Source organism: Mucilaginibacter ginsenosidivorans, from assembly GCF_007971025.1.
Lineage (GTDB): Bacteria > Bacteroidota > Bacteroidia > Sphingobacteriales > Sphingobacteriaceae > Mucilaginibacter > Mucilaginibacter ginsenosidivorans.
Genome location: NZ_CP042436.1, coordinates 923,437 through 941,374, shown reverse-complemented (window position 1 = coordinate 941,374; position 17,938 = coordinate 923,437). Strand labels below are relative to the sequence as shown.

Below are 17,938 nucleotides of genomic sequence, written 5' to 3'. Positions count from 1 at the left end.
TAAATCATGTTCACGAAAATGTGCAAAACGGGGTACTTTTCCCACTTCAACAAAATTTAAACAATTGGTTATGAGATAAATAACCGCAATTAAAGTTTAGCAAGCGACGTTAGCGTGAACACTTAGTGTATTTACTTTATCCAACCCTGGTAGCGCAGATATTTGATGAGTTGCGTGTTATTGGCTGAGAGTATGGGCAGCCATTCGCCCAATTGCTCACGCTCCCAGTAAAGGCCCTGCGGGTTGCCCGGCCTGGCAAATTTATAACGGTACAATACCGCGCGTATGCAACGCGGCGGTTTACCGGGGAACGGGTTAGAGGCAAACAGGCCTATGGCGCCGGGATCATTATGCAGCAGCTTCCAGGCCAGGTTGTAGGTCCATGGATATTGGTCGGAAGTCGACATGGCGGCAAACCACATTTGCCAGTCGAGGTGCGGCTGGTAGGGGGCTATTTGCGGAGGCCTTTTATTGAGCAATACAGGCAGGAATTTATAGACGTAAGGTTTCCAGTTGGCCTTATTGCCTGTAGTATCGTCGGCTGTTCCTTCGAAAACCACGTTCAGGCGCTGCTGCCCAACACTGCCGAAGGCGCCGTAAGTATTTACCAGGTCGAGCGGATCGAACGAGGTGTTCATCACCTGCCCGGGCGATAGCAAGTTAGCCACCGGCTCAATGCTTAGCAACGCGATGACAACAGCGACCACCCATGATGTAGTGAGCATGGGAATGGATTCTTCAGCGCTTTCAGCAACGACAGCAGCCTTGCGGACGAGCTGCCGGGGAAGTATCAGCGACCAAAAACCGTCATCAAAACAAGCCAGCGCCGGCACAATGGTGAGCCAGTTCAAAAAAGACAAATTGCCGCTGAAAATAAGTACGACTTGCAGCAACATAATAATAACCCCAGCAATATGACGCCCTATGCGGGGCCAAAAGATAAACCAGGGCGCCACCAGTTCGGCCAGCCAATTGAACCAGACGCCCATTTTGAGCATGATACGCGGCATGAAATGAAACCACCGGCTTAACGGACCGGGTATGGGTTGTGTTTCGAAGTGATAGTAAAGGGCGGTGCCATTGCGCCAAACCTTATCGCCGCGGAACTTAATAAGTCCCGATCCGAGCATAATGCGAAGGATAAGCCAGCGGAACAACACAATAACAATAAAGGGCGGCGCACGGCGTGGAAAGGGACGCATATCCAATAACGGACAAAGGAAAATAGCGAGGAATCCGGTTTCGGTCAATTGTATCTCCCAGCCATAGCCATACCAGTCCTGCCCGGCGTGAACAATGGACATATACAGGAACCAGAGCAGTCCCATCAATGGTGCATTGGTATAGCCGGCAATAGCAACGAGGGAAATTGCGAAGCCTGTCCAAGCAACCGTCAGTAGCGCTGTATCAGAGTGCCAGAGCCAAAAAACAGAGGGGAGGCGTACAAAGCCAGCCCCATTTGAGCCGAGCGCATCGCCGACCTGTTTGAAGTAGTTGCCAATTGGCAGCAGACCATTGGAACCTATCAGCGGAACCAACTGGTTAATGGCAACAAGAAAGGCAACTGCATACACTATGCCCAGCAAGCGAAGGATCATAAAGCGGGTGAGCCAGTAAGTGGGAGCGGCGTGTGGCATACAATACCTTTTATGAGATAACAAAATTAACGAAAAACGTTTGGCATAATCAGAGCGGGAATACTGGCGCATTCAGCCATGCAAGTTGTCATAATGCGGTCTCTTTTTGCCGGTATGAATATGTTAGTTTTGTTTGCAGGCACTATCTTTAAATATGAAAACCGTATTCGAGAAAACAACAAGAAACGAACTAATTCGCCGCATCAATAGGCTCAATGAAAATAGCGCGCGTCAATGGGGCAAAATGAATCTTTATCAAATGATGAAGCATTGTACGCTATGGGATGAGATGATATTTGGAGAAAAACAATATAAGCAGATGTTCCTGGGTCGCCTATTTGGGAAAATGGCACTGAAGAATATGCTAAAAGATGATAAGCCGGTGCGCCGGAACAGCCCTACGGTTCCCGGTTTTGTGGTTAGCGGGAACGGCGATTACCGGTCTGAAAAAGCTAAATGGATAAACCTGCTTAGTGCGTATGAAAATTTTTCAAATGATGCTTTCGTGCATCCCTTTTTCGGTAAAATGACCAAAGAGCAGGTAGGGCAGCTTGCCTACAAGCATATAGACCATCACCTGAGACAATTCAACACTTAGGCTTTATTTAGAAACTTCCTTTTTAAAAACGCAAAGAAAATATAAGGGCTTGCCCAGGGTATCAAATGCCCCGGGGTAGCCATCTCCTTTCAGGTTATAGCAAATGGCGAGTTGATCGTTCTCAAACTTGTAAATAGCCGCAAAATGTTTGCCTGTGTTTACCCCTTCTTTGCCATAAATATCCATTTTCCCATCACCGTATTTGACCACGCCTTTATCTACACTTTCGGCTGTAAAGGTGTAGGTGCTGTCGCTTATCACCAATGTTTGCCCCTCAAAGGTGGAAGGCGGCACTGTTTTACCGCCGAACTCCTCCTTAACAGGCAGCCAGGCACCATCGAGCTTACCGGATTGGATGCTTGTGTGCCTCAATTCGCCATAACCGGCACCGAAGAGAACCAGGGTGATAAAAATGATCGCTCGCATGTTCAGTTGATTTAAGTAATGTGTAATAAAAATAATGAATTGTTATCACGGATAAAACGAACTGTTAACTTTTGCTGATGGTCGAAAACACCGAAAATTTTTGTAGCCGAACTTTTACATCTGTATACTTCAATAACCAAAGTAATCAGCACATTTTTAATAGCTTTGCTTGTATCGACAACCCCATCCCAATCATGAATAAACTTTTTATTTTTTGCGTTTGCATAATTTCGGTTTTAACGAGCTGTAGTAACCCTAAACCCGGCGAAAGTAAAATCAACTCGCTACCTAAGGCAGACCTGAAACTTCCCGATGGTTTTTCAGCATCCATTGTTGCCGATTCCCTTGGTGCTTTGCGGCACCTTGCGGTAACCAGCCAGGGTGATATTTATGTCAAGTTAAATTCGCTTAAAGATGGAAAAGGAATTTACTTCCTGGCGGATACCAATCATGATGGCAGCATCGACAGGAAAATCGGCTTTGCAGGTTACCCCGGTACGGGTATCCTGATCAATAATGGAGAACTCTATTCATCTTCCAATAGCGGCGTGTTCAAATACAAGCTTGACGACAAAGGTATGGTGACCGATACAGGCAAACCAGAGGTAATTGTTAGCGGACTTGTAGATCGGGGGCGTGATAATTCCAAGTCGATAGCAATAGGTAGTAAGGGTGATCTTTTTGTAACAGTTGGATCATACAATGAAACCTGCCGCGAGAAGGATTCGGGAAAGGGGATACCTGGATGCCCGCTTTTAGATTCGGTGGGAGGTGTATGGAAATTCAAAACAAATAAAACCGATCAAAGCTATGGCGACGCTGTGCATTATACACGCGGGTTGAAAAACGTGGTAGGCATTGACTGGAACAACGCCACTAACTCCTTATTTGTAATGCAGCATGGCAGGGGGGCGTTCGATGATAAATTTCCCCAGTACTATACACCTAAGCAAAGTGCCGAATTACCTGCTGAGACTATGTATGAACTGCATGAGGGGGCCGACGCAGGCTGGCCATTTGTTTATTACGATCAGTTCCAAAAGAAAAAGATGCTTGCTCCTGAATACGGCGGCGATGGCAAGAAAGCTGTTCAAGGGAAATATCTTGACCCAATAGCTGCTTTTCCCGCACACTTAGGCCCCAATGACCTGTTATTTTATACCGGCAAAATGTTCCCTGAAAAATACCGGAATGGCGCATTTATTGTTTTTCACGGACAGTCGCCCCAATTGAAAAAAGGATACCTGGTAGCCTTTGTACCTTTTAAAAATGGCAAGCCTTCGGGAGAATGGGAAATATTTGCCGATAACTTTGCCGGTTTCGACCTGGCTAAACCGAATGGTGCTGCGCTCCGGTATCGTCCTATGGGCCTGGCGCAAGGTCCTGACGGCGCATTGTATGTTTCGGATGACTTAAAAGGGGCAATCTTTAAGATTACTTACCAGGGAAGCAAATAGCAATCGGATATATCTAAAAGGCCTCGTTCAGATTAAGAAAAAAACCTTTGCTGCCAAATTTACCCCAGGCATAGTCTAATGCCAGGTTAGTGCGGGTGGCTTTATTAAATAGTACACGCAAACCTGCGCCACCGCCCGGCTGAAATACCTGGAACAGCTTAGTGCCCTGCTCATCGTTGCCTGTTTGCATATTGCCAAAGACAACTCCGCTGATAAATTTATTGCTGAGGATTGGAAACCGGAGCTCAAGCTCCGTATCATTAAATTTGGTTCCTTTAAAATATTGCGAGGTATAACCCCTGCCACTGCGAAAAGTTCCGTCCCGCCCCGTACCGGGTAACTCTAAATAAGGTATGTTCCCGCTAAGCAAGTAGGAACCCCAGTTCCAAAATGCAATGACAAATTCGGGGCTTGATTGTGACAGGCTGAAATATTTGCGAAAATCTGTTGTAAGCTGCAGGGCGTTTTTTGTGCTACCTATCCAGGTTTGATTGGCCCGTATACCTGCATCAAAATAAATTCCCTTGTAGGCACGATTAGGATTATCGCGGGTGATATATTGCACATTGAAAAGAAAGCCATTTGCCGAATAACGGTCCTGTGGAAAGCTGTGCTCGCTATTATAAACGCCCGATGGGGTGGAATAACCAGTTGAATCTTTATTCTGGATATTACGCCTGATCTCGAACGACAGGCCGGCGCCAAGTAAGAGGTGTTTGGCCACCTCTTTATAAACCTTTTCCCGGATATTAAAATATATAGAATGAATGGCATAACCTTTATGCGTTGGATCAGCAAGGGTCGACTCTGCGGGGTTACCTGTCACCTGGCCGCGCCCTATGCCCAAACCATGATCGGGTGATACTGTTTTGGCTATCACGAAGTTACCCTGGTAGTTCCATTTGTTTCCGGGTGTAAATATGTTATGATTCAGGTAAAAATATATGATTCCCTTGGTTGTAATAGAAGCAGAGGTTGCGCCGGTTGAAAGCAATGTATTTGGATCGGTACCGAGTTTTCTTCCTGCAACAGCCTTTATGCCCAGTTGCCCGCCGATTGTTGGGTTTGCTGCAACATTTGGGACAACAGTTATGCCTAAACCTTTATGAAGCGTATCCGGCTTTTTATTGGGGTGAAGAATAACACGGAGGAGATCGCCAAAATCAAACTGCTTATTTACGTTATCGGCGATTTGCCGCTTCTTTATCTTGGATAAAGAATCTGCCTTTAGCGAATCAGGCAATACCGAAACCTGCGAAAGGGCAGTTCTCCGAACACCAATAAACATCAGCAATAGGATCGCTTTGCACCAAAATGCCTTTCTCATAGTTAGATTTAATCATCAAAGCAAATACCCGCTTCGAGTAGTTTTAAACCAGCAGATCAGAGAAAATGTTTTATAAGCAGGATTTAAAGCCAGAAATGGTTTATATCAATAAATAGCAAAGACGATGATTAAAAAATCAGGCCTCCATCTCAAAGGCGTCGGTTGTTTGTTATGATTATGTCGGACCAACCGATCATTGCATCAATTCGTTATCGATAGCACTGTTACTCGCGGCGTCTCTGATATTATTACTCAAGTTTTCAAATGCCGTCATCACGGGTTGAGGGCCCGGAAGATTTGTCATTTTGTTATTTTTTACCTGTACGCCCCTGCTGTTAAAGGCATACACGCAGGTTGCAACGTTGTCAATGTAACAACTGTCAACCACTATATTGCTGCATTGTGATAGGTTAACGGCAAACTTGCTGGAGTTAACCAATTTACATCGGGTAATGTGTATGTTATAGCAATTGATCAAGTCAATGCACGAAAGAGTACCGCCGTTTATCACATCGCCACTAATGGTTATGTCGTGTGCGCCGTTCAGCGAAATAGGTTGTGTAGTTTTATAATTTGTTTCAGCTGTTTTACTGGTCACATTTGCCATAGTAACCTGGCTGCTTTCTGGTTGTATCGGGCTATCTTTCTTACATGAAGAGATAAAAAATACACTTGTTAATGCTAAAGTTAGGGCAATACCTTTCCCTGCGAATCCTGCTACGTTCTTTGCCATTTCGAATATTTGTTATGTGTTTTATTAAATGATAAGTCTTATACGGGGCGGCTGCAGGGGTATTCTGTAACAGTTGCTATCAAAGCATTGTAGTAATTTGCGCTACGCGTCAATATTTTATATAAGCAAAAAGCCCCGGATCTTTCGATCCGGGGCTTTTGCCATTTTAGATGTAATAATTACAACACAATCTGACTTATCTTGTAACCAGCGTTATTTGCAGCACGCGGGGTTCGGTCCGAAAACTTGGGCCTCCCCAATCTGTCTCATCACCATTAAGGATTCGTAGCGGTTGGAATGTTCCGTTCTCATAGCTGCCCTCTTCTACCTTTAAATATTGCCAGGCTTTGCCGGAATTTATACCCGAAGGCTGGAAGGTGATATGGCACTGTGTGCCGATAACAATAAACTTGTTATTGTCTAACTGAATAATCATTGCTTTGCCCGTTGGCTCGGTGTTAGGCTTTATATCGCCCGAGTGGGTAGTGCCAAATGATATCACTGCCTGCCACGCGCCCAGGTCGATAGTTTGTTTCCCATGGTCCTCGCGTTCAACGACAGCTCTGATCTTCCCTTCAAATGCCCATTGGGCCAGTTCGCTCATCATAGGCGAAGCCGCGGCATATTCCTGTGCAAAAGGCGTAAGGCGTCCGGATGTTTCATCAATTAATTTCTCCTTGCCGTTGTCGTCAATTCCAAAAGGCGAGAAGCCTATACCACCCCGGGCTATCGCTTCATAAAGATATTTTACATTGTCGGCAACAAGAGCTGCCTCGGGTACAAAAAGCGGGTTATCCGGGCGATCATACAATTCAATAACTTTTAAAACCTTTTCGCTCCCCGAAAGATAAATATCCGGGGCAACCAGGTCTAATGCAGGCGCAGCAACTTTCCATATCGGGATCACATTATCGGTCGGTCCGCCACTTTCGTAATTAGTAGCGGGCGGATTGGTAAGCGGATCGCGTAAAGCCGCATTCGTATACATGGGCAATGGATATTCCGCTTTACCGGCAGCCGCAACCTGCCCTATAAAACGTGCTACCGACCAGGCATGAAAGTACTCGTCGGCCCTGTCGCCAAATACCTGTTGCCAGGTTCCGTTTTTTACCGCAGAAACATTCATTGCCTTCAGAAAGGCTGGTTTCAAAAGTTCCGGCGGCACACTACCCTCAAATAGCTTTTGTGCCGAAGCAGAATAATCTCGCACGCTTCCCCATGCACCTGATTCATTTTCCACCTGCACCAAGATCACTGTGTGGAGCTTGTCGGCCTCCTTCAAATAATGCATAACAGCGGTGAAGGCTTTAATATCGGCATCTAAGGTCTCCAGGGCGTGTGGCGAGGGGGAATCGACAGGCTGCCCGTTCCTGCCGGTGATATTAGGATATTTCGCCGCGTCGCGTTTCATCCACTGGGGCATATAATGGTTGCTGCCATTTTTCCATGTGGCAAACCATAGTAATACCAGGCGCACATCATGACTGCGCGCCTGAATCAGCAAAGTATCGATCAATGAAAAATCAAACTTTCCTGGCTGTGGCTCAATTTGTTCCCAATAAATAGGCACTTCAAGCGTATTAGCTTGCATTTCTTCAACGGCCCGCCATAATTGCGGCAGCATCCCCGGCCATGCGCTCGAGTTGTGCGCCTGGCCACCAAGGATCAAAAAGGGCTTTCCATCAACCAAAAGGGCGTGCCGACCATTCTTCTCTATGATCTTAGGAATAGGAACATCTGTTTGACCATAAACCGGGATCGCCTTCAAACAGGCTATCAGAACAATTATCAATAATGCCGGGCGTAACAGGGAATACTTCATAAGTAATAAATAAGCGGTAAAAATAAGACCGTACAAAATACTGTTTGCACCTTAATGTTTAAAAATATAGCATTATTGTAAATCGGGCCTATACAAGGTATAAAAATGTCGTTGCGGGCGTTCTATTTGCAAACCATTCCTTTTCAAATCCGTTCTGTAAAAATTAAAGCCACGCTCCATGAACGACATCTTGTTTGCAGCCGAATTTGCCAAAGAGCTTGAAGCAGAAGTTCCTTCAACCCTGAAATGTCTCGAACGCATCCCGCTTGAATTATCAGGCTGGAAACCGCACGAAAAATCAATGGAATTTGGCTACCTGGCTTTACTGGTGGCCGAGATACCGCTTTGGATTACACACATCATCAAAAAGTCGGAGATCGATTTCGCCACCTTTCAACACTATAAACCCACAAGTACACGGGATATGGTGAATCATTTTAAGCAAAATGTTGCAGAGGCAAAGGAAACCTTATTGTCTGTTAAGGACGGGGAACTTGGAGAATTGTTTTACCTAAAGGCAAATGGGCAGGTGCTTTTTAGCTCGTCGAAAAAGGAGAACGTGGAGTCGACCATCAATCATATGGTTCATCATCGAGGTCAGCTTACCGTTTATATGAGGCTGAATGATATTGCTGTTCCATCCATTTATGGGCCTTCCGCTGATGACAAAAGCTTTACGACGGATAGCCGCGGCGCCAAACAGCCCTGATATGCCTCCGCGTTTCTTACCTTTTGATGATCAGTTCAAATCTTTTGTTGCCAAACGAATTGGGATCTGCCTTGGATACTTTAAAAGTGTAGTCAGTGATGCGTAGATCCACACTATTATTAAGCAAATTGTCTTTCAGCCAGATATGAACATCATACGGGATTTTAATCTGAAAACTTAAGTCGAAAGTATATGTCCCATCGGTTTTCGCGTTAGCGTCCAGTCCGATCGACATTCCGGGGGAATAAGGTAAACTGTTAACTGCCAGGTCCGTTCCATCACTCGAAATGCTCGCCAGGCTTACCTGCCCGTTGCCGGTAAAATATTTACCGTCTTCCATAGCATCATAAGTCGTCGAAGATTTCTGCTTAAACATAAATAAGACCTCATCATAATTTGTGTTGTCTTCAATAAGTTTTAGCTTGAAACCCGCCATTTCGGGAATGGTATCAGTGGCAGCAGCAACCGGGGTGACTGGCGTTGATGTAGTCGAGGTTGATGTTGTTGACGTGGTAGATGACGATGCTGTAGTCGAAGTACCTGCCGGTTTACCCGGGGTAGCTACTGGTGCTATTGTTTCCTTTTTACAGGCAACCAAAGTGGATATTAATATTAAGGACAAAATTAACGTTTTCATCGATTAGGTGTTGTTGTGCAAATAGATAGGCAACTATAATGCCACAAAACAACAATATATTGATAATGAGGTGTTTACAAAAAGTCTTCTAAATTATACCGACTGATCATACCGGGGATTTCTTTCCCGGAAGTGTTGAGAATCAGTGTGTTATTTTGGGGAAAACAATCCCGGTTTACTAAAAATAATGACTTAATGAAGATTAATTGATTGCTGACCGTTGCCGGTTTTGATAACCAATTTAAAACGGCTGCTGCCGAATGTGTTTGTGTCGGCTTTCGTCAGATCAAACGGATAATTGCCGGTACGCAAATCAATACTATCCTTCAAATAGGTATCGCGAAGCCAAACTCTTTTATCGGCAGGAAAGCTTTTTTCATAACTTATCTTCAAAAGGTATTGACCGTCAGTTTTTGCGGCCACAAATAACGGGATGATTTTGCCGGGAGTGTATGGCAGGCGACTTATAGCCATTTCGGTGCCGTCGTCGCAAATGCTTGCAATGCTTACTTTCCCTCCACCGGCAAAATAGCGGGCGTCTTCCATTGGGTCGTACCCGGGGTTTGCGCTTTTGTAAAAAAGCAGCATGGTCTCGTCGGTATTAACGCTGTCTTTGGCTATTTGTATTTTCACGCCTGCGTTGGTTGCAAGCGTGTCGGGTATTTCAGTAGTTATTGGGTTCGAAGTGGGTACGGTTATGGGCGATGTTATTTTTTGCGGAGAAACCTTCGCAGCTTTCTTACAGGCTACAAAAGGAACTACGGCTATTAGCAGCAGGATGAATGGTTTCATTGGGTCAGGTGATTTGTGAATGGCTTTCTATTTCATGCTTTATATTTTAATCCATCATCACAATAGTCGTTATCGCCACCTGTAAGACAATTTTAATGCCATTTACATAATAAGCTGTAAATTAACAATATACGGACGTGTTCAAAAGTTAATTTTTCCCCACCCCGGGGCATTTCGGCATAAAAAAGGCCGACCTTGTGGTCGGCTTTTTTTATTTGTACCGCTGATGTTGGTTCCTTTTTGTCATTTAAGTAACCCTGCTTCGTTTAATGCGATCCGTCCTTCAACCCGTCATAATATGCTTTCATAATATACCAGGCTTTTTTCTTTTCGCCCTGGTCGGATAACAGGCCCTTGCGGTTCCAGCCCTTTTGATAGGTAGACTGCATACGGTAAGGCGACCGGAAGTCGGCCAGTACCCAGGGGCACACCCCTTGTAAAAACGGGATGGTGCCAAACATTTTTATTTGGTTGTGGTATATATTGGCCACATAGTCTTCGCTCCATGCACTGGCTTTAATGACGGTATCAGCCTTGTTGCCATAAACTGATTCGCCTCCAAATTCGGATATGATCATCGGTTTGTTAAAATCTGATACCCATTGCATCTTTTCAGGCTCGCCCGGCCAATCGGTATACCAGCCCATGTACTCATTCACGCCTATTACATCCAAATATTTCATTACAGAATCTTTCAATATCATTTTATCGCCTTGCCTGTTAACATTATTAAAAGCTGCCGTAACCAGGCGGCCGGGGTCGAGCATTTTTACTTCTTTCGCCAGTTCTATAAGTGTCTGGTCGCGCTCTTTAGATGGACTGGTTTCATTGGCAATGCTCCACAAAATAACGTTGCAGCGGTTCCTATCCCGCTTTATTACTTCCTTCAACATTTGCTCTGCTTTATCCTTTACTGTTGCATCGGCAAAATCTATCCCCTGGTACACTGGTACTTCCTCCCATACCATTATTCCTTTCTCTTCAGCGTATTTAATGGCGTATTCGTTATGTGGATAATGCACCAATCGGACAAAATTACATCCCAGTTCCTTTGCCCAATCGATCAGCGTTTTGGCGTCAGACTCCGACCAGGCCCGAGCTCCACGTTGCGGGATCTCCTCGTGAATATTTACCCCTCTTAAAAACACCGGCTTACCATTCAGCAATATTTTTGTTCCTTCTACTTTAATATTGCGGAATCCTATCCGATCGGCTACAGTATCGCCTTCGACGTTGAGTCTAATATCATACAATTTGGGTTGCTCAGGCGTCCACAGTTTGAGGCCTTTTTTTAGGTTAACACCAGCATAGCCCTTTTCATCCGTCACGAGTTTTTGATTAACCTTCAATTCAGGGATGCTCAATGAAATTAGCTTACCAGCAAGAGTGGTATCCAGTTTAACATACCCCGTAATGCGGCTGTTATCCTTTGGATCGAGCTGAATTTTGTAATCTTCCACAAATATCTGCCTCGTTTTTATAAGCTGCACATCGCGGGTTATACCGCCGTAATTGAACCAGTCGAAAAGCGAGCCTGGAATACCGTTTTTAACGCGCGCGCTATTTGCCCGAACGATAAGCGAGTTGCCTGTTTCTTTGATCAGATCCGTCACCTCGAACTGGAAAGGAGTGAAACCGCCCTCGTGATGCCCGAGTTTCTTTCCGTTGAAGTACACGTCGGCTATGTAATTAACTGCGCCAAAATGAATAAAGAACCGGCCATCTTTTGAGCCGGGACAATTGAACGTTTTCTTATACCATACCGAGCTTTCGAAATAGGTAAGTTCGGGCAACTGTGAGTTGAAATCGCCGGGCACGTACAGCGTGTTAGCGGGGCCGAAAGAGTACTCGACGAAATCAGTTTTCCCTTTGGGCCTGGCATCCTTATAGATTGCCCGCCAGCCTATCCCTACATCAAACGGATCGATAATGGTTTCCCATTTGCCATTTAACGAAGTGCCGCTTCTGCCATAAATGTTTATCATGGCAGTTTGCGCATGGGCTGCGCAACATAACAGCAGCAAGAGGGCAAACGGGGAAAACTTGTATCTCATAGTTTGGTTAAATTAATCATAATTTAAGAAAACATCGATATACACGAATTACGCTTATGATCATTTATTTCTAACTTAGTCTTTCTAAAAGTCACTTTTCATGAAAATAGCCACCTATAACGTAAACAGTGTAAATGCCCGGTTGCCGGTTTTGCTGCGCTGGCTGGATGAAGCGAGGCCCGATGTGGTTTGCCTGCAGGAATTGAAAGCTGTGCAGGAAAACTTTCCCGAGCAGGCTATTAACGATGCGGGCTATAGCGCCATTTGGCACGGACAAAAGGCATGGAACGGCGTGGCTATTTTGTCGCGCGGTGGCAATATCTCCGAACGGCGCAGGGTGTTGCCCGGCGACCCCACCGACGAGCACAGCAGGTACATTGAGGCGGAGGTAGACGGAATTGTGATCGGTTGCCTGTACCTGCCTAACGGCAATCCTGCTCCCGGACCAAAATTTGATTATAAGCTAAGCTGGATGGACCGGCTGATAACCCATGCAGCTGAACTGCTGTCGTCGGGCATGCCCGTTGTCCTAACCGGCGATTACAACGTTATCCCAACAGAACAGGATGTTTATAAGCCGGAAAATTGGATAAACGATGCCCTCTTTAGACCCGAGACCCGTGAAGCTTTTCAAACCCTGCTTAAACAAGGATGGACAGACGCTATACGAAAGCTGCACCCCAACGACAGAATTTATACCTATTATGATTTTTTCAGGAATGCATTTGGGAGAGACGCCGGTTTGCGTATCGATCATTTCCTGCTTAACCCTCAACTGGAAAGCCGCTTAAGAGCTGCCGGTGTGGACCGTCATGTACGTGGCTGGGAAAAGACAAGTGACCATGCGCCGGTATGGATGGAGTTGGAACACTAAGCTGATTGATCAGCTTTTTTCAGCACATAAAAATGCACTTCCCGTCGTGTAGCAAACCCCAGGCTCCCATAAACTTTTATAGCACGATGGTTATCGTAACGCACATGCAGAAACGGTGTTTCGCCTGCCTGGCGGATACGGTGTATTTGCTGTATCATTAATTGCTTTGCATAGCCTTTACCTGTATGATCCGGGTGAGTGCAAACAGCGCTTATTTCTGCATAGCCAGGCGGATGAAAACGTTGGCCTGTCATAGCAACCAGCTTATCTCCTTCAAATATACCATGATAGTGGCCAAAATCGATGGTACGTTCGGCGAAGGGCCCCGGATTGGTCAGTTTGGTAAGCTCCAGCATCAAGGGGACATGAGCCCTGGTTAAAGGAACAAGGTCAGCTGCAATATCTCCTGGTATTGCCGAGCCGTCATGTACCATCTGCAAACCGTGGATATAAGCAGCAACCTTCCATTGGCAGGGGAATTCCATTTCCACAGGGGTAACAAACAGGATGGTATCGCGGGGTAGCAGATCATAAAGCAGCAGGAAATTTTTCGGAGAATTCTCTCTCAACGCGGCAAATGGCGAAACCGCCTTATCAAAATACCGTGCCGAATCATTACCGCCAGTCAAATGCCTGTTAGCCGATGCCATTGCATTCCACGCAGGATTATCCAAAATGTGTTCCATCACGGGTCAAACTTAAAAAAAGCGATACTTAATCATAATAAAACATTAAAGCTGTCTGTCATTTGACAATAGGGATACACAAAATACCCAATTGCAAAACGATTTGATGACGATAGTCATTTATTGCATTGACGCTCATCACCGCTAATCAGCTTTTATTGACGGAAATTTATTGCAAGCAAAGTAGCTGGCTTATATGTTGAAAACGAAGTAAAAAATAAAAACGCAGGGTTATGAAAAAAATAAGCGCCGTATTCGATGGATTAAGGTTCTCGGAAGGAACGTTGCAATATGCTATTCAATTAGGCGAGGCCAGCAAAGCTTTACTTTCTGGCGTATTCCTGGAACCGTTCCATTACCATAGTTTCCACATGGGCGATATGATTGGCAGTCATGGCATATCGCCGGTTAAATTGAAGCACCTGCTTGCGGGGGATCAAGAGATCCGTCAAAAATCTGTACGCCATTTTGAAAATGCCTGCAAAAAAGCGCGGCTTAACTACGCTGTACACCGCGATGAGAATTTTGCGGTAAGCGAGGTAATTAAAGAAAGCGTTTACAGCGATCTCATATTGATCAGCAAGACCGAGACATTCAGCAATCTGGAGGAAGAACGTCCTACCCGGTTCGTCGCTGATCTGCTGGAAGGTACGCAATGCCCGGTGATGGTTGTTCCCGATACCCATAAGGAGTTAGCAAAAGTTGTACTGCTGTACGACGGTAAACCCTCTTCGGTGTTTGCCATAAAAATGTTCAACTATATGATGCCATGGATGAGAAACATTGAAACAGAGATCCTATCGGTCAGCGACCCCACCGATAAAGATGAACTACCCGAAGGTGTACTTATAAAGGAATTTGCCGACTGTCACTACCCCGGCGCTACTTACACCCTATTAAAAGGGAACCCGGAGCGGGAAATTATAAATTATCTGAAGCAAATACCGCAGAATATCCTGATAGTTTTGGGTGCATACAAACGGGGGTCGGTATCCCGGTGGTTTAAAACAAGCATGGCCGACATTTTGATGCAAGAGGTTGATATGCCTTTATTTATTGCGCATTATAAATAACACCGGCCGATGTTTTTGCGGACCTATTTACAGGGGTAAAACTATCCGGCACTTTTGGTTGCAAAAATTGGGTGTTTTCACGCTTTTATCATATTTCGTTTTTTTCTAACTTGGCCTTCCCCGCCTGCGAAATATTGAAAAACATCCTTACCTATGCTCATCAAACTCGGAATAATTGAAGACAGCTTATACCTGAGGGACATCTATGAAAAATTCTTCGCCAAGTGTGATGGTTTCGAGATCGTATTCTCACTGCCCGATTGGAAAAACCTTTACCAGGGAAAAAACGTTTCATCGCCTGATATTATCCTGCTCGACCTGGCGTTGCCCTCGGGCAACAGCCTGCAGTTCATCCACAAAATAAAACAGTTATTTCCGTATGCCCGCATCGTCGTGCTTTCCGGGATGGATGATCCGGAGAGCGCGCAAACAGCGTTGAAAAATGGAGCACAGGGATTCCTGCTGAAATCGAGCAGCATGGAGTTCATTAAAGATGCATTGGAGAAAACATACCAGGGCGGAACGCCACTTTCACCGGCAATAGTAAATCACTTAATTGAACTGAAGACACAGCAATCCGCGCCCGGCCATGACCATGGCCTTACTAAAAGGGAACTGGACCTTTGCAACCTTGTGATAACCGGGATGTCGAACAAAATGATAGCGGCAACCATGAATATTGCATTTTTCACAGTGAACCAGCATCTTAAACACATCTACAAAAAATTAAACATTAATTCTAAAGGTGAACTGATAGCTTACCTGATGAAATCGTAAGAAATACGCTTAGCGTATGCGACCGGTAATGCGGCATGGAACAAAGGAAAATTCCCGGGCCGTGTTTCTCTTCACTTGCCTGTCAACACCGAACACGGCACCGGGAAATATATTAGTAATTAGGGATCGTAAGTAAAAAACCCCGGGCGTATTTTCATTTACACTTCCATCTGCACCAAACACGGCGCCGGGGTATATATTAATAATCAGGGATCGTAAGGAAATTCCCCGGGGATGTTTTTTTCTCTCACTCCATCTCCAAACATCGGCCCGGGGAATATTAAACATATTGAATCATTTTATGCGTTCTTTTACGCAGGGCAGACACACCTGGTTAGTACCTAAAATGAGGTATATTTAACAACCGGGCGCAGTGATACCAGATATACCTAATTAGTTCATTAACCGTTTTTTAAACTGGTTCGGGCTTATGCCGACCTGTTTTTTAAACAAACGGGAGAAATATGGCAGGTTGTCAAATCCGAGCGCATAAGCTGTCTCGGCAATATTGTTATCAGATCCCTTGAGAAGATTCTTTGCCTCGGATACAAGGTAAATATGGATGAGTTCGATCGCGGTCTTCCCGGTTTCCTGCTTTAACAGATCGCTCAAATAATGCGGCGAAAGATTAAGTTCGCCGGCCATATACTTAACAGAAGGCAAGCCTTTTTCCTGCAGCAAATTCTTCTCAGAATAAGCCAGCAGAACATGGTTAAACCGCGATACCGTGTTGCCGATTGCTTCGTGCCGGTTTATGAACTGGCGTTTGTAAAAACGTTGGGCATATTTAAGGATAGAATCAATGTGGCCAAGCTCTATTTCGCGGCTGTACTCGTCCTGGTTATTATAGTATTCGGTTTTTATTTTATCGTAAAGCTCCCAAATGGTTTTTTCTTCAGCCGCTGACAGGTGCAGGGCCTCATTCACATCGTAATCAAAAAAGCTATACTTCTTTATGCCGTCAAATAAGGGATGCCCGTTCAAAAAATCCTCATGAAAAAAAATAAGAAACCCGTCTTCCTCCAGCTCCAGGTTTTTAAATTCGATGACCTGCCGTGGTTTTACAAACGACATGGACCCGGCATCATGATCGTACCGGGTGCGGCCGTACAGGAACTCGCCCGACTTTATCTTCTTAAACCCGATCATATAGAAATCGGTCGTAAATGCCCTGTTGCCAAGCGCGCAATTATTATTACAGCGCACCAGGCTAAGGAGGGGATTTTCGGGCGGTGCGAAACCATTATCGCGGCTCATTTCGCTTAAACTTTTATAATGTTTCATAGCTGGGAAATAAGGATAAATCTACGCCGATGCAGGCGTAGATTCAGTCATTTGATTTCAATAATAATCGCGTTAAAAATTATTTGCCGTGGGCGGCAACGGCAACATCGTTCCATTCTTCCCAGGTAGCCAGCCTGTTGGCATAAACCTGTTTTACCCACGGAAGGGCAACTTTACCAAGGAACAGCCTTGACGGCGGATTAGCGGTGTCAACAAGTTTCAGGATAGCGTCAACCGTAGCTTCAGGAATACCGAATGCATCATCGGTCAAACCCGCCTGGAATGCGGCCCTTACAGGTGCATACTCTTCCATTTGCTGTGTTTGCAATGCCGAGGCACCTGCCCAATCTGTTGCGAAACCATTTGGTTCAACCAAAGTGAGTTTGATCCCGAAATCTTTTACCTCGGCGGCAAGGGTTTCCGTAAGCCCTTCGACTGCGAATTTTGAGGCATTATAAACGCCTAAAATCGGCAGTGTAGCCACTCCTAATACACTTGACACCTGGATGATATGCCCATGTCTCTGTTTGCGCATTACCGGCAATACCGCCTGGGTTATCCATAGCAAGCCGAAAACGTTAGTCTCTATCTGCGCCCTGGCTTCCTGTTCGCTGGTTTCTTCGATAGTGCCGAACAGTCCATATCCCGCGTTATTGATCAGTACATCAATACTTCCGAAATGTTCAGCGGCTTTCTTCACTGCCGCGAAGTCCGCGGGCCTGTCGTTCACGTCCAATTGGATAGGAAGAACGGCATCGCCGTATTGGCTCGCCAGGTCGTTTAGCGAATTGATATCCCTTGCTGTAGCAGCTACCTGGTAACCTTGTTTTAAAAATGCTTCGGCCCAGATCTTACCAAATCCGCGTGAAGCGCCTGTGATGAATATTGTCTTTTTCATTGTTTTATAATTATAGGACAAAGGTATAATGCGGTAATCCGCGGCATTTATACAAAAGCGGCAACTACTGATACATTTTGCGGAACAAACTTTCGGATAGAGGCAAAAAGCGCCGAATAATATTGTTACACACCGGAGTTCCGGATAAGCCCTA

At 45.3% G+C, this 17,938-nt stretch carries 17 protein-coding genes; 6 read left to right on the top strand and 11 right to left on the bottom strand.

Annotated elements, in window-relative coordinates; all coding sequences use genetic code 11:
* Positions 1-131: 131 nt before the first annotated feature.
* A complete protein-coding gene (locus tag FRZ54_RS04320; protein ID WP_147030419.1) occupies positions 132-1,637 on the bottom strand; it encodes a lipase maturation factor family protein in 1,506 nt (501 codons plus the stop codon).
* A gap of 154 nt (positions 1,638-1,791) precedes the next feature.
* Between FRZ54_RS04320 and FRZ54_RS04315 the strand changes: the two genes are divergently transcribed.
* Positions 1,792-2,235: a DUF1569 domain-containing protein gene (locus FRZ54_RS04315; protein ID WP_147030418.1), complete on the top strand. Its 444-nt coding sequence runs from the start codon at positions 1,792-1,794 to the stop codon at positions 2,233-2,235.
* A 3-nt stretch (positions 2,236-2,238) separates the two neighbouring features.
* Here the strand turns inward: FRZ54_RS04315 and FRZ54_RS04310 are convergent, their stop codons facing one another.
* Positions 2,239-2,661, bottom strand: coding sequence for a TIGR03067 domain-containing protein (locus FRZ54_RS04310; RefSeq protein ID WP_147030417.1), 423 nt, complete (start codon positions 2,659-2,661; stop codon positions 2,239-2,241).
* Between the two features lie 194 nt (positions 2,662-2,855).
* Between FRZ54_RS04310 and FRZ54_RS04305 the strand changes: the two genes are divergently transcribed.
* Positions 2,856-4,118 carry a PQQ-dependent sugar dehydrogenase gene (locus tag FRZ54_RS04305; RefSeq protein ID WP_147030416.1) on the top strand — a complete coding sequence of 421 codons (1,263 nt, stop codon included), beginning with the start codon at positions 2,856-2,858 and terminating at the stop codon, positions 4,116-4,118.
* Between the two features lie 13 nt (positions 4,119-4,131).
* On the opposite strand, the gene FRZ54_RS04300 is transcribed toward FRZ54_RS04305, so the two are convergent.
* The 3 genes from FRZ54_RS04300 to FRZ54_RS04290 form a co-directional block, all read right to left on the bottom strand.
* The gene (locus FRZ54_RS04300; protein ID WP_147030415.1) at positions 4,132-5,445 is read right to left on the bottom strand and encodes a BamA/TamA family outer membrane protein; all 1,314 of its coding nucleotides are present in this window, start codon (positions 5,443-5,445) and stop codon (positions 4,132-4,134) included.
* Between the two features lie 193 nt (positions 5,446-5,638).
* Positions 5,639-6,178 carry a right-handed parallel beta-helix repeat-containing protein gene (locus FRZ54_RS04295; protein ID WP_147030414.1) on the bottom strand — a complete coding sequence of 180 codons (540 nt, stop codon included), beginning with the start codon at positions 6,176-6,178 and terminating at the stop codon, positions 5,639-5,641.
* 196 nt (positions 6,179-6,374) lie between these two features.
* The gene (locus FRZ54_RS04290; protein ID WP_147030413.1) at positions 6,375-8,000 is read right to left on the bottom strand and encodes a GH35 family beta-galactosidase; all 1,626 of its coding nucleotides are present in this window, start codon (positions 7,998-8,000) and stop codon (positions 6,375-6,377) included.
* 178 nt (positions 8,001-8,178) lie between these two features.
* Here FRZ54_RS04290 and FRZ54_RS04285 point away from each other — a divergent pair, with 178 nt between their 5' ends.
* Positions 8,179-8,709 (top strand): DinB family protein, encoded by a 531-nt coding sequence (locus FRZ54_RS04285; RefSeq protein WP_147030412.1) that lies wholly within the window; start codon positions 8,179-8,181, stop codon positions 8,707-8,709.
* 16 nt (positions 8,710-8,725) lie between these two features.
* On the opposite strand, the gene FRZ54_RS04280 is transcribed toward FRZ54_RS04285, so the two are convergent.
* The 3 genes from FRZ54_RS04280 to FRZ54_RS04270 all read right to left on the bottom strand — a co-directional run bounded on the left by FRZ54_RS04280 (position 8,726) and on the right by FRZ54_RS04270 (position 12,192).
* Positions 8,726-9,346, bottom strand: a complete 621-nt coding sequence (locus tag FRZ54_RS04280; protein ID WP_147030411.1) for a hypothetical protein — start codon at positions 9,344-9,346, stop codon at positions 8,726-8,728.
* 192 nt (positions 9,347-9,538) lie between these two features.
* Positions 9,539-10,138 (bottom strand): hypothetical protein, encoded by a 600-nt coding sequence (locus tag FRZ54_RS04275; RefSeq protein ID WP_147030410.1) that lies wholly within the window; start codon positions 10,136-10,138, stop codon positions 9,539-9,541.
* A 266-nt stretch (positions 10,139-10,404) separates the two neighbouring features.
* A complete protein-coding gene (locus tag FRZ54_RS04270; RefSeq protein WP_228462618.1) occupies positions 10,405-12,192 on the bottom strand; it encodes a glycoside hydrolase family 2 protein in 1,788 nt (595 codons plus the stop codon).
* 100 nt (positions 12,193-12,292) lie between these two features.
* On the opposite strand from FRZ54_RS04270, the gene xth reads away from it, so the two are divergent.
* Positions 12,293-13,066, top strand: coding sequence for an exodeoxyribonuclease III (xth, locus tag FRZ54_RS04265; protein ID WP_147030409.1), 774 nt, complete (start codon positions 12,293-12,295; stop codon positions 13,064-13,066).
* Here the strand turns inward: xth and FRZ54_RS04260 are convergent.
* Positions 13,063-13,752: a GNAT family N-acetyltransferase gene (locus FRZ54_RS04260; RefSeq protein ID WP_147030408.1), complete on the bottom strand. Its 690-nt coding sequence runs from the start codon at positions 13,750-13,752 to the stop codon at positions 13,063-13,065. The two genes, xth and FRZ54_RS04260, sit on opposite strands and share 4 nt — an antisense overlap.
* Before the next feature lie 233 nt (positions 13,753-13,985).
* On the opposite strand from FRZ54_RS04260, the gene FRZ54_RS04255 reads away from it, so the two are divergent.
* Together FRZ54_RS04255 and FRZ54_RS04250 are read left to right on the top strand one after the other, a co-directional pair.
* Positions 13,986-14,825, top strand: a complete 840-nt coding sequence (locus FRZ54_RS04255; RefSeq protein WP_147030407.1) for a universal stress protein — start codon at positions 13,986-13,988, stop codon at positions 14,823-14,825.
* Between the two features lie 153 nt (positions 14,826-14,978).
* Complete coding sequence (locus tag FRZ54_RS04250) at positions 14,979-15,602, top strand: response regulator transcription factor (protein ID WP_147030406.1); 624 nt, start codon at positions 14,979-14,981, stop codon at positions 15,600-15,602.
* A 393-nt stretch (positions 15,603-15,995) separates the two neighbouring features.
* Here FRZ54_RS04250 and FRZ54_RS04245 read toward each other — a convergent pair whose 3' ends face one another.
* Both FRZ54_RS04245 and FRZ54_RS04240 read right to left on the bottom strand, forming a co-directional pair.
* Positions 15,996-16,886, bottom strand: coding sequence for a helix-turn-helix domain-containing protein (locus tag FRZ54_RS04245; protein ID WP_147030405.1), 891 nt, complete (start codon positions 16,884-16,886; stop codon positions 15,996-15,998).
* Between the two features lie 79 nt (positions 16,887-16,965).
* Complete coding sequence (locus FRZ54_RS04240; protein WP_147030404.1) at positions 16,966-17,784, bottom strand: SDR family NAD(P)-dependent oxidoreductase; 819 nt, start codon at positions 17,782-17,784, stop codon at positions 16,966-16,968.
* Positions 17,785-17,938: the final 154 nt, after the last annotated feature.

What these genes read in the sequence shown, in the direction of transcription:
- FRZ54_RS04280 (WP_147030411.1), bottom strand. Translation starts at nt 9,346, where the DNA reads ATGAAAACGTTAATTTTGTCCTTAATATTAATATCCACTTTGGTTGCC.
- FRZ54_RS04315 (WP_147030418.1), top strand. Translation starts at nt 1,792, where the DNA reads ATGAAAACCGTATTCGAGAAAACAACAAGAAACGAACTAATTCGCCGC.
- FRZ54_RS04305 (WP_147030416.1), top strand. Translation starts at nt 2,856, where the DNA reads ATGAATAAACTTTTTATTTTTTGCGTTTGCATAATTTCGGTTTTAACG.
- FRZ54_RS04295 (WP_147030414.1), bottom strand. Translation starts at nt 6,178, where the DNA reads ATGGCAAAGAACGTAGCAGGATTCGCAGGGAAAGGTATTGCCCTAACT.
- FRZ54_RS04300 (WP_147030415.1), bottom strand. Translation starts at nt 5,445, where the DNA reads ATGAGAAAGGCATTTTGGTGCAAAGCGATCCTATTGCTGATGTTTATT.
- FRZ54_RS04270 (WP_228462618.1), bottom strand. Translation starts at nt 12,192, where the DNA reads ATGAGATACAAGTTTTCCCCGTTTGCCCTCTTGCTGCTGTTATGTTGC.
- FRZ54_RS04310 (WP_147030417.1), bottom strand. Translation starts at nt 2,661, where the DNA reads ATGCGAGCGATCATTTTTATCACCCTGGTTCTCTTCGGTGCCGGTTAT.
- FRZ54_RS04250 (WP_147030406.1), top strand. Translation starts at nt 14,979, where the DNA reads ATGCTCATCAAACTCGGAATAATTGAAGACAGCTTATACCTGAGGGAC.
- FRZ54_RS04290 (WP_147030413.1), bottom strand. Translation starts at nt 8,000, where the DNA reads ATGAAGTATTCCCTGTTACGCCCGGCATTATTGATAATTGTTCTGATA.
- FRZ54_RS04240 (WP_147030404.1), bottom strand. Translation starts at nt 17,784, where the DNA reads ATGAAAAAGACAATATTCATCACAGGCGCTTCACGCGGATTTGGTAAG.
- FRZ54_RS04320 (WP_147030419.1), bottom strand. Translation starts at nt 1,637, where the DNA reads ATGCCACACGCCGCTCCCACTTACTGGCTCACCCGCTTTATGATCCTT.
- FRZ54_RS04275 (WP_147030410.1), bottom strand. Translation starts at nt 10,138, where the DNA reads ATGAAACCATTCATCCTGCTGCTAATAGCCGTAGTTCCTTTTGTAGCC.
- xth (WP_147030409.1), top strand. Translation starts at nt 12,293, where the DNA reads ATGAAAATAGCCACCTATAACGTAAACAGTGTAAATGCCCGGTTGCCG.
- FRZ54_RS04260 (WP_147030408.1), bottom strand. Translation starts at nt 13,752, where the DNA reads ATGGAACACATTTTGGATAATCCTGCGTGGAATGCAATGGCATCGGCT.
- FRZ54_RS04255 (WP_147030407.1), top strand. Translation starts at nt 13,986, where the DNA reads ATGAAAAAAATAAGCGCCGTATTCGATGGATTAAGGTTCTCGGAAGGA.
- FRZ54_RS04285 (WP_147030412.1), top strand. Translation starts at nt 8,179, where the DNA reads ATGAACGACATCTTGTTTGCAGCCGAATTTGCCAAAGAGCTTGAAGCA.
- FRZ54_RS04245 (WP_147030405.1), bottom strand. Translation starts at nt 16,886, where the DNA reads ATGAAACATTATAAAAGTTTAAGCGAAATGAGCCGCGATAATGGTTTC.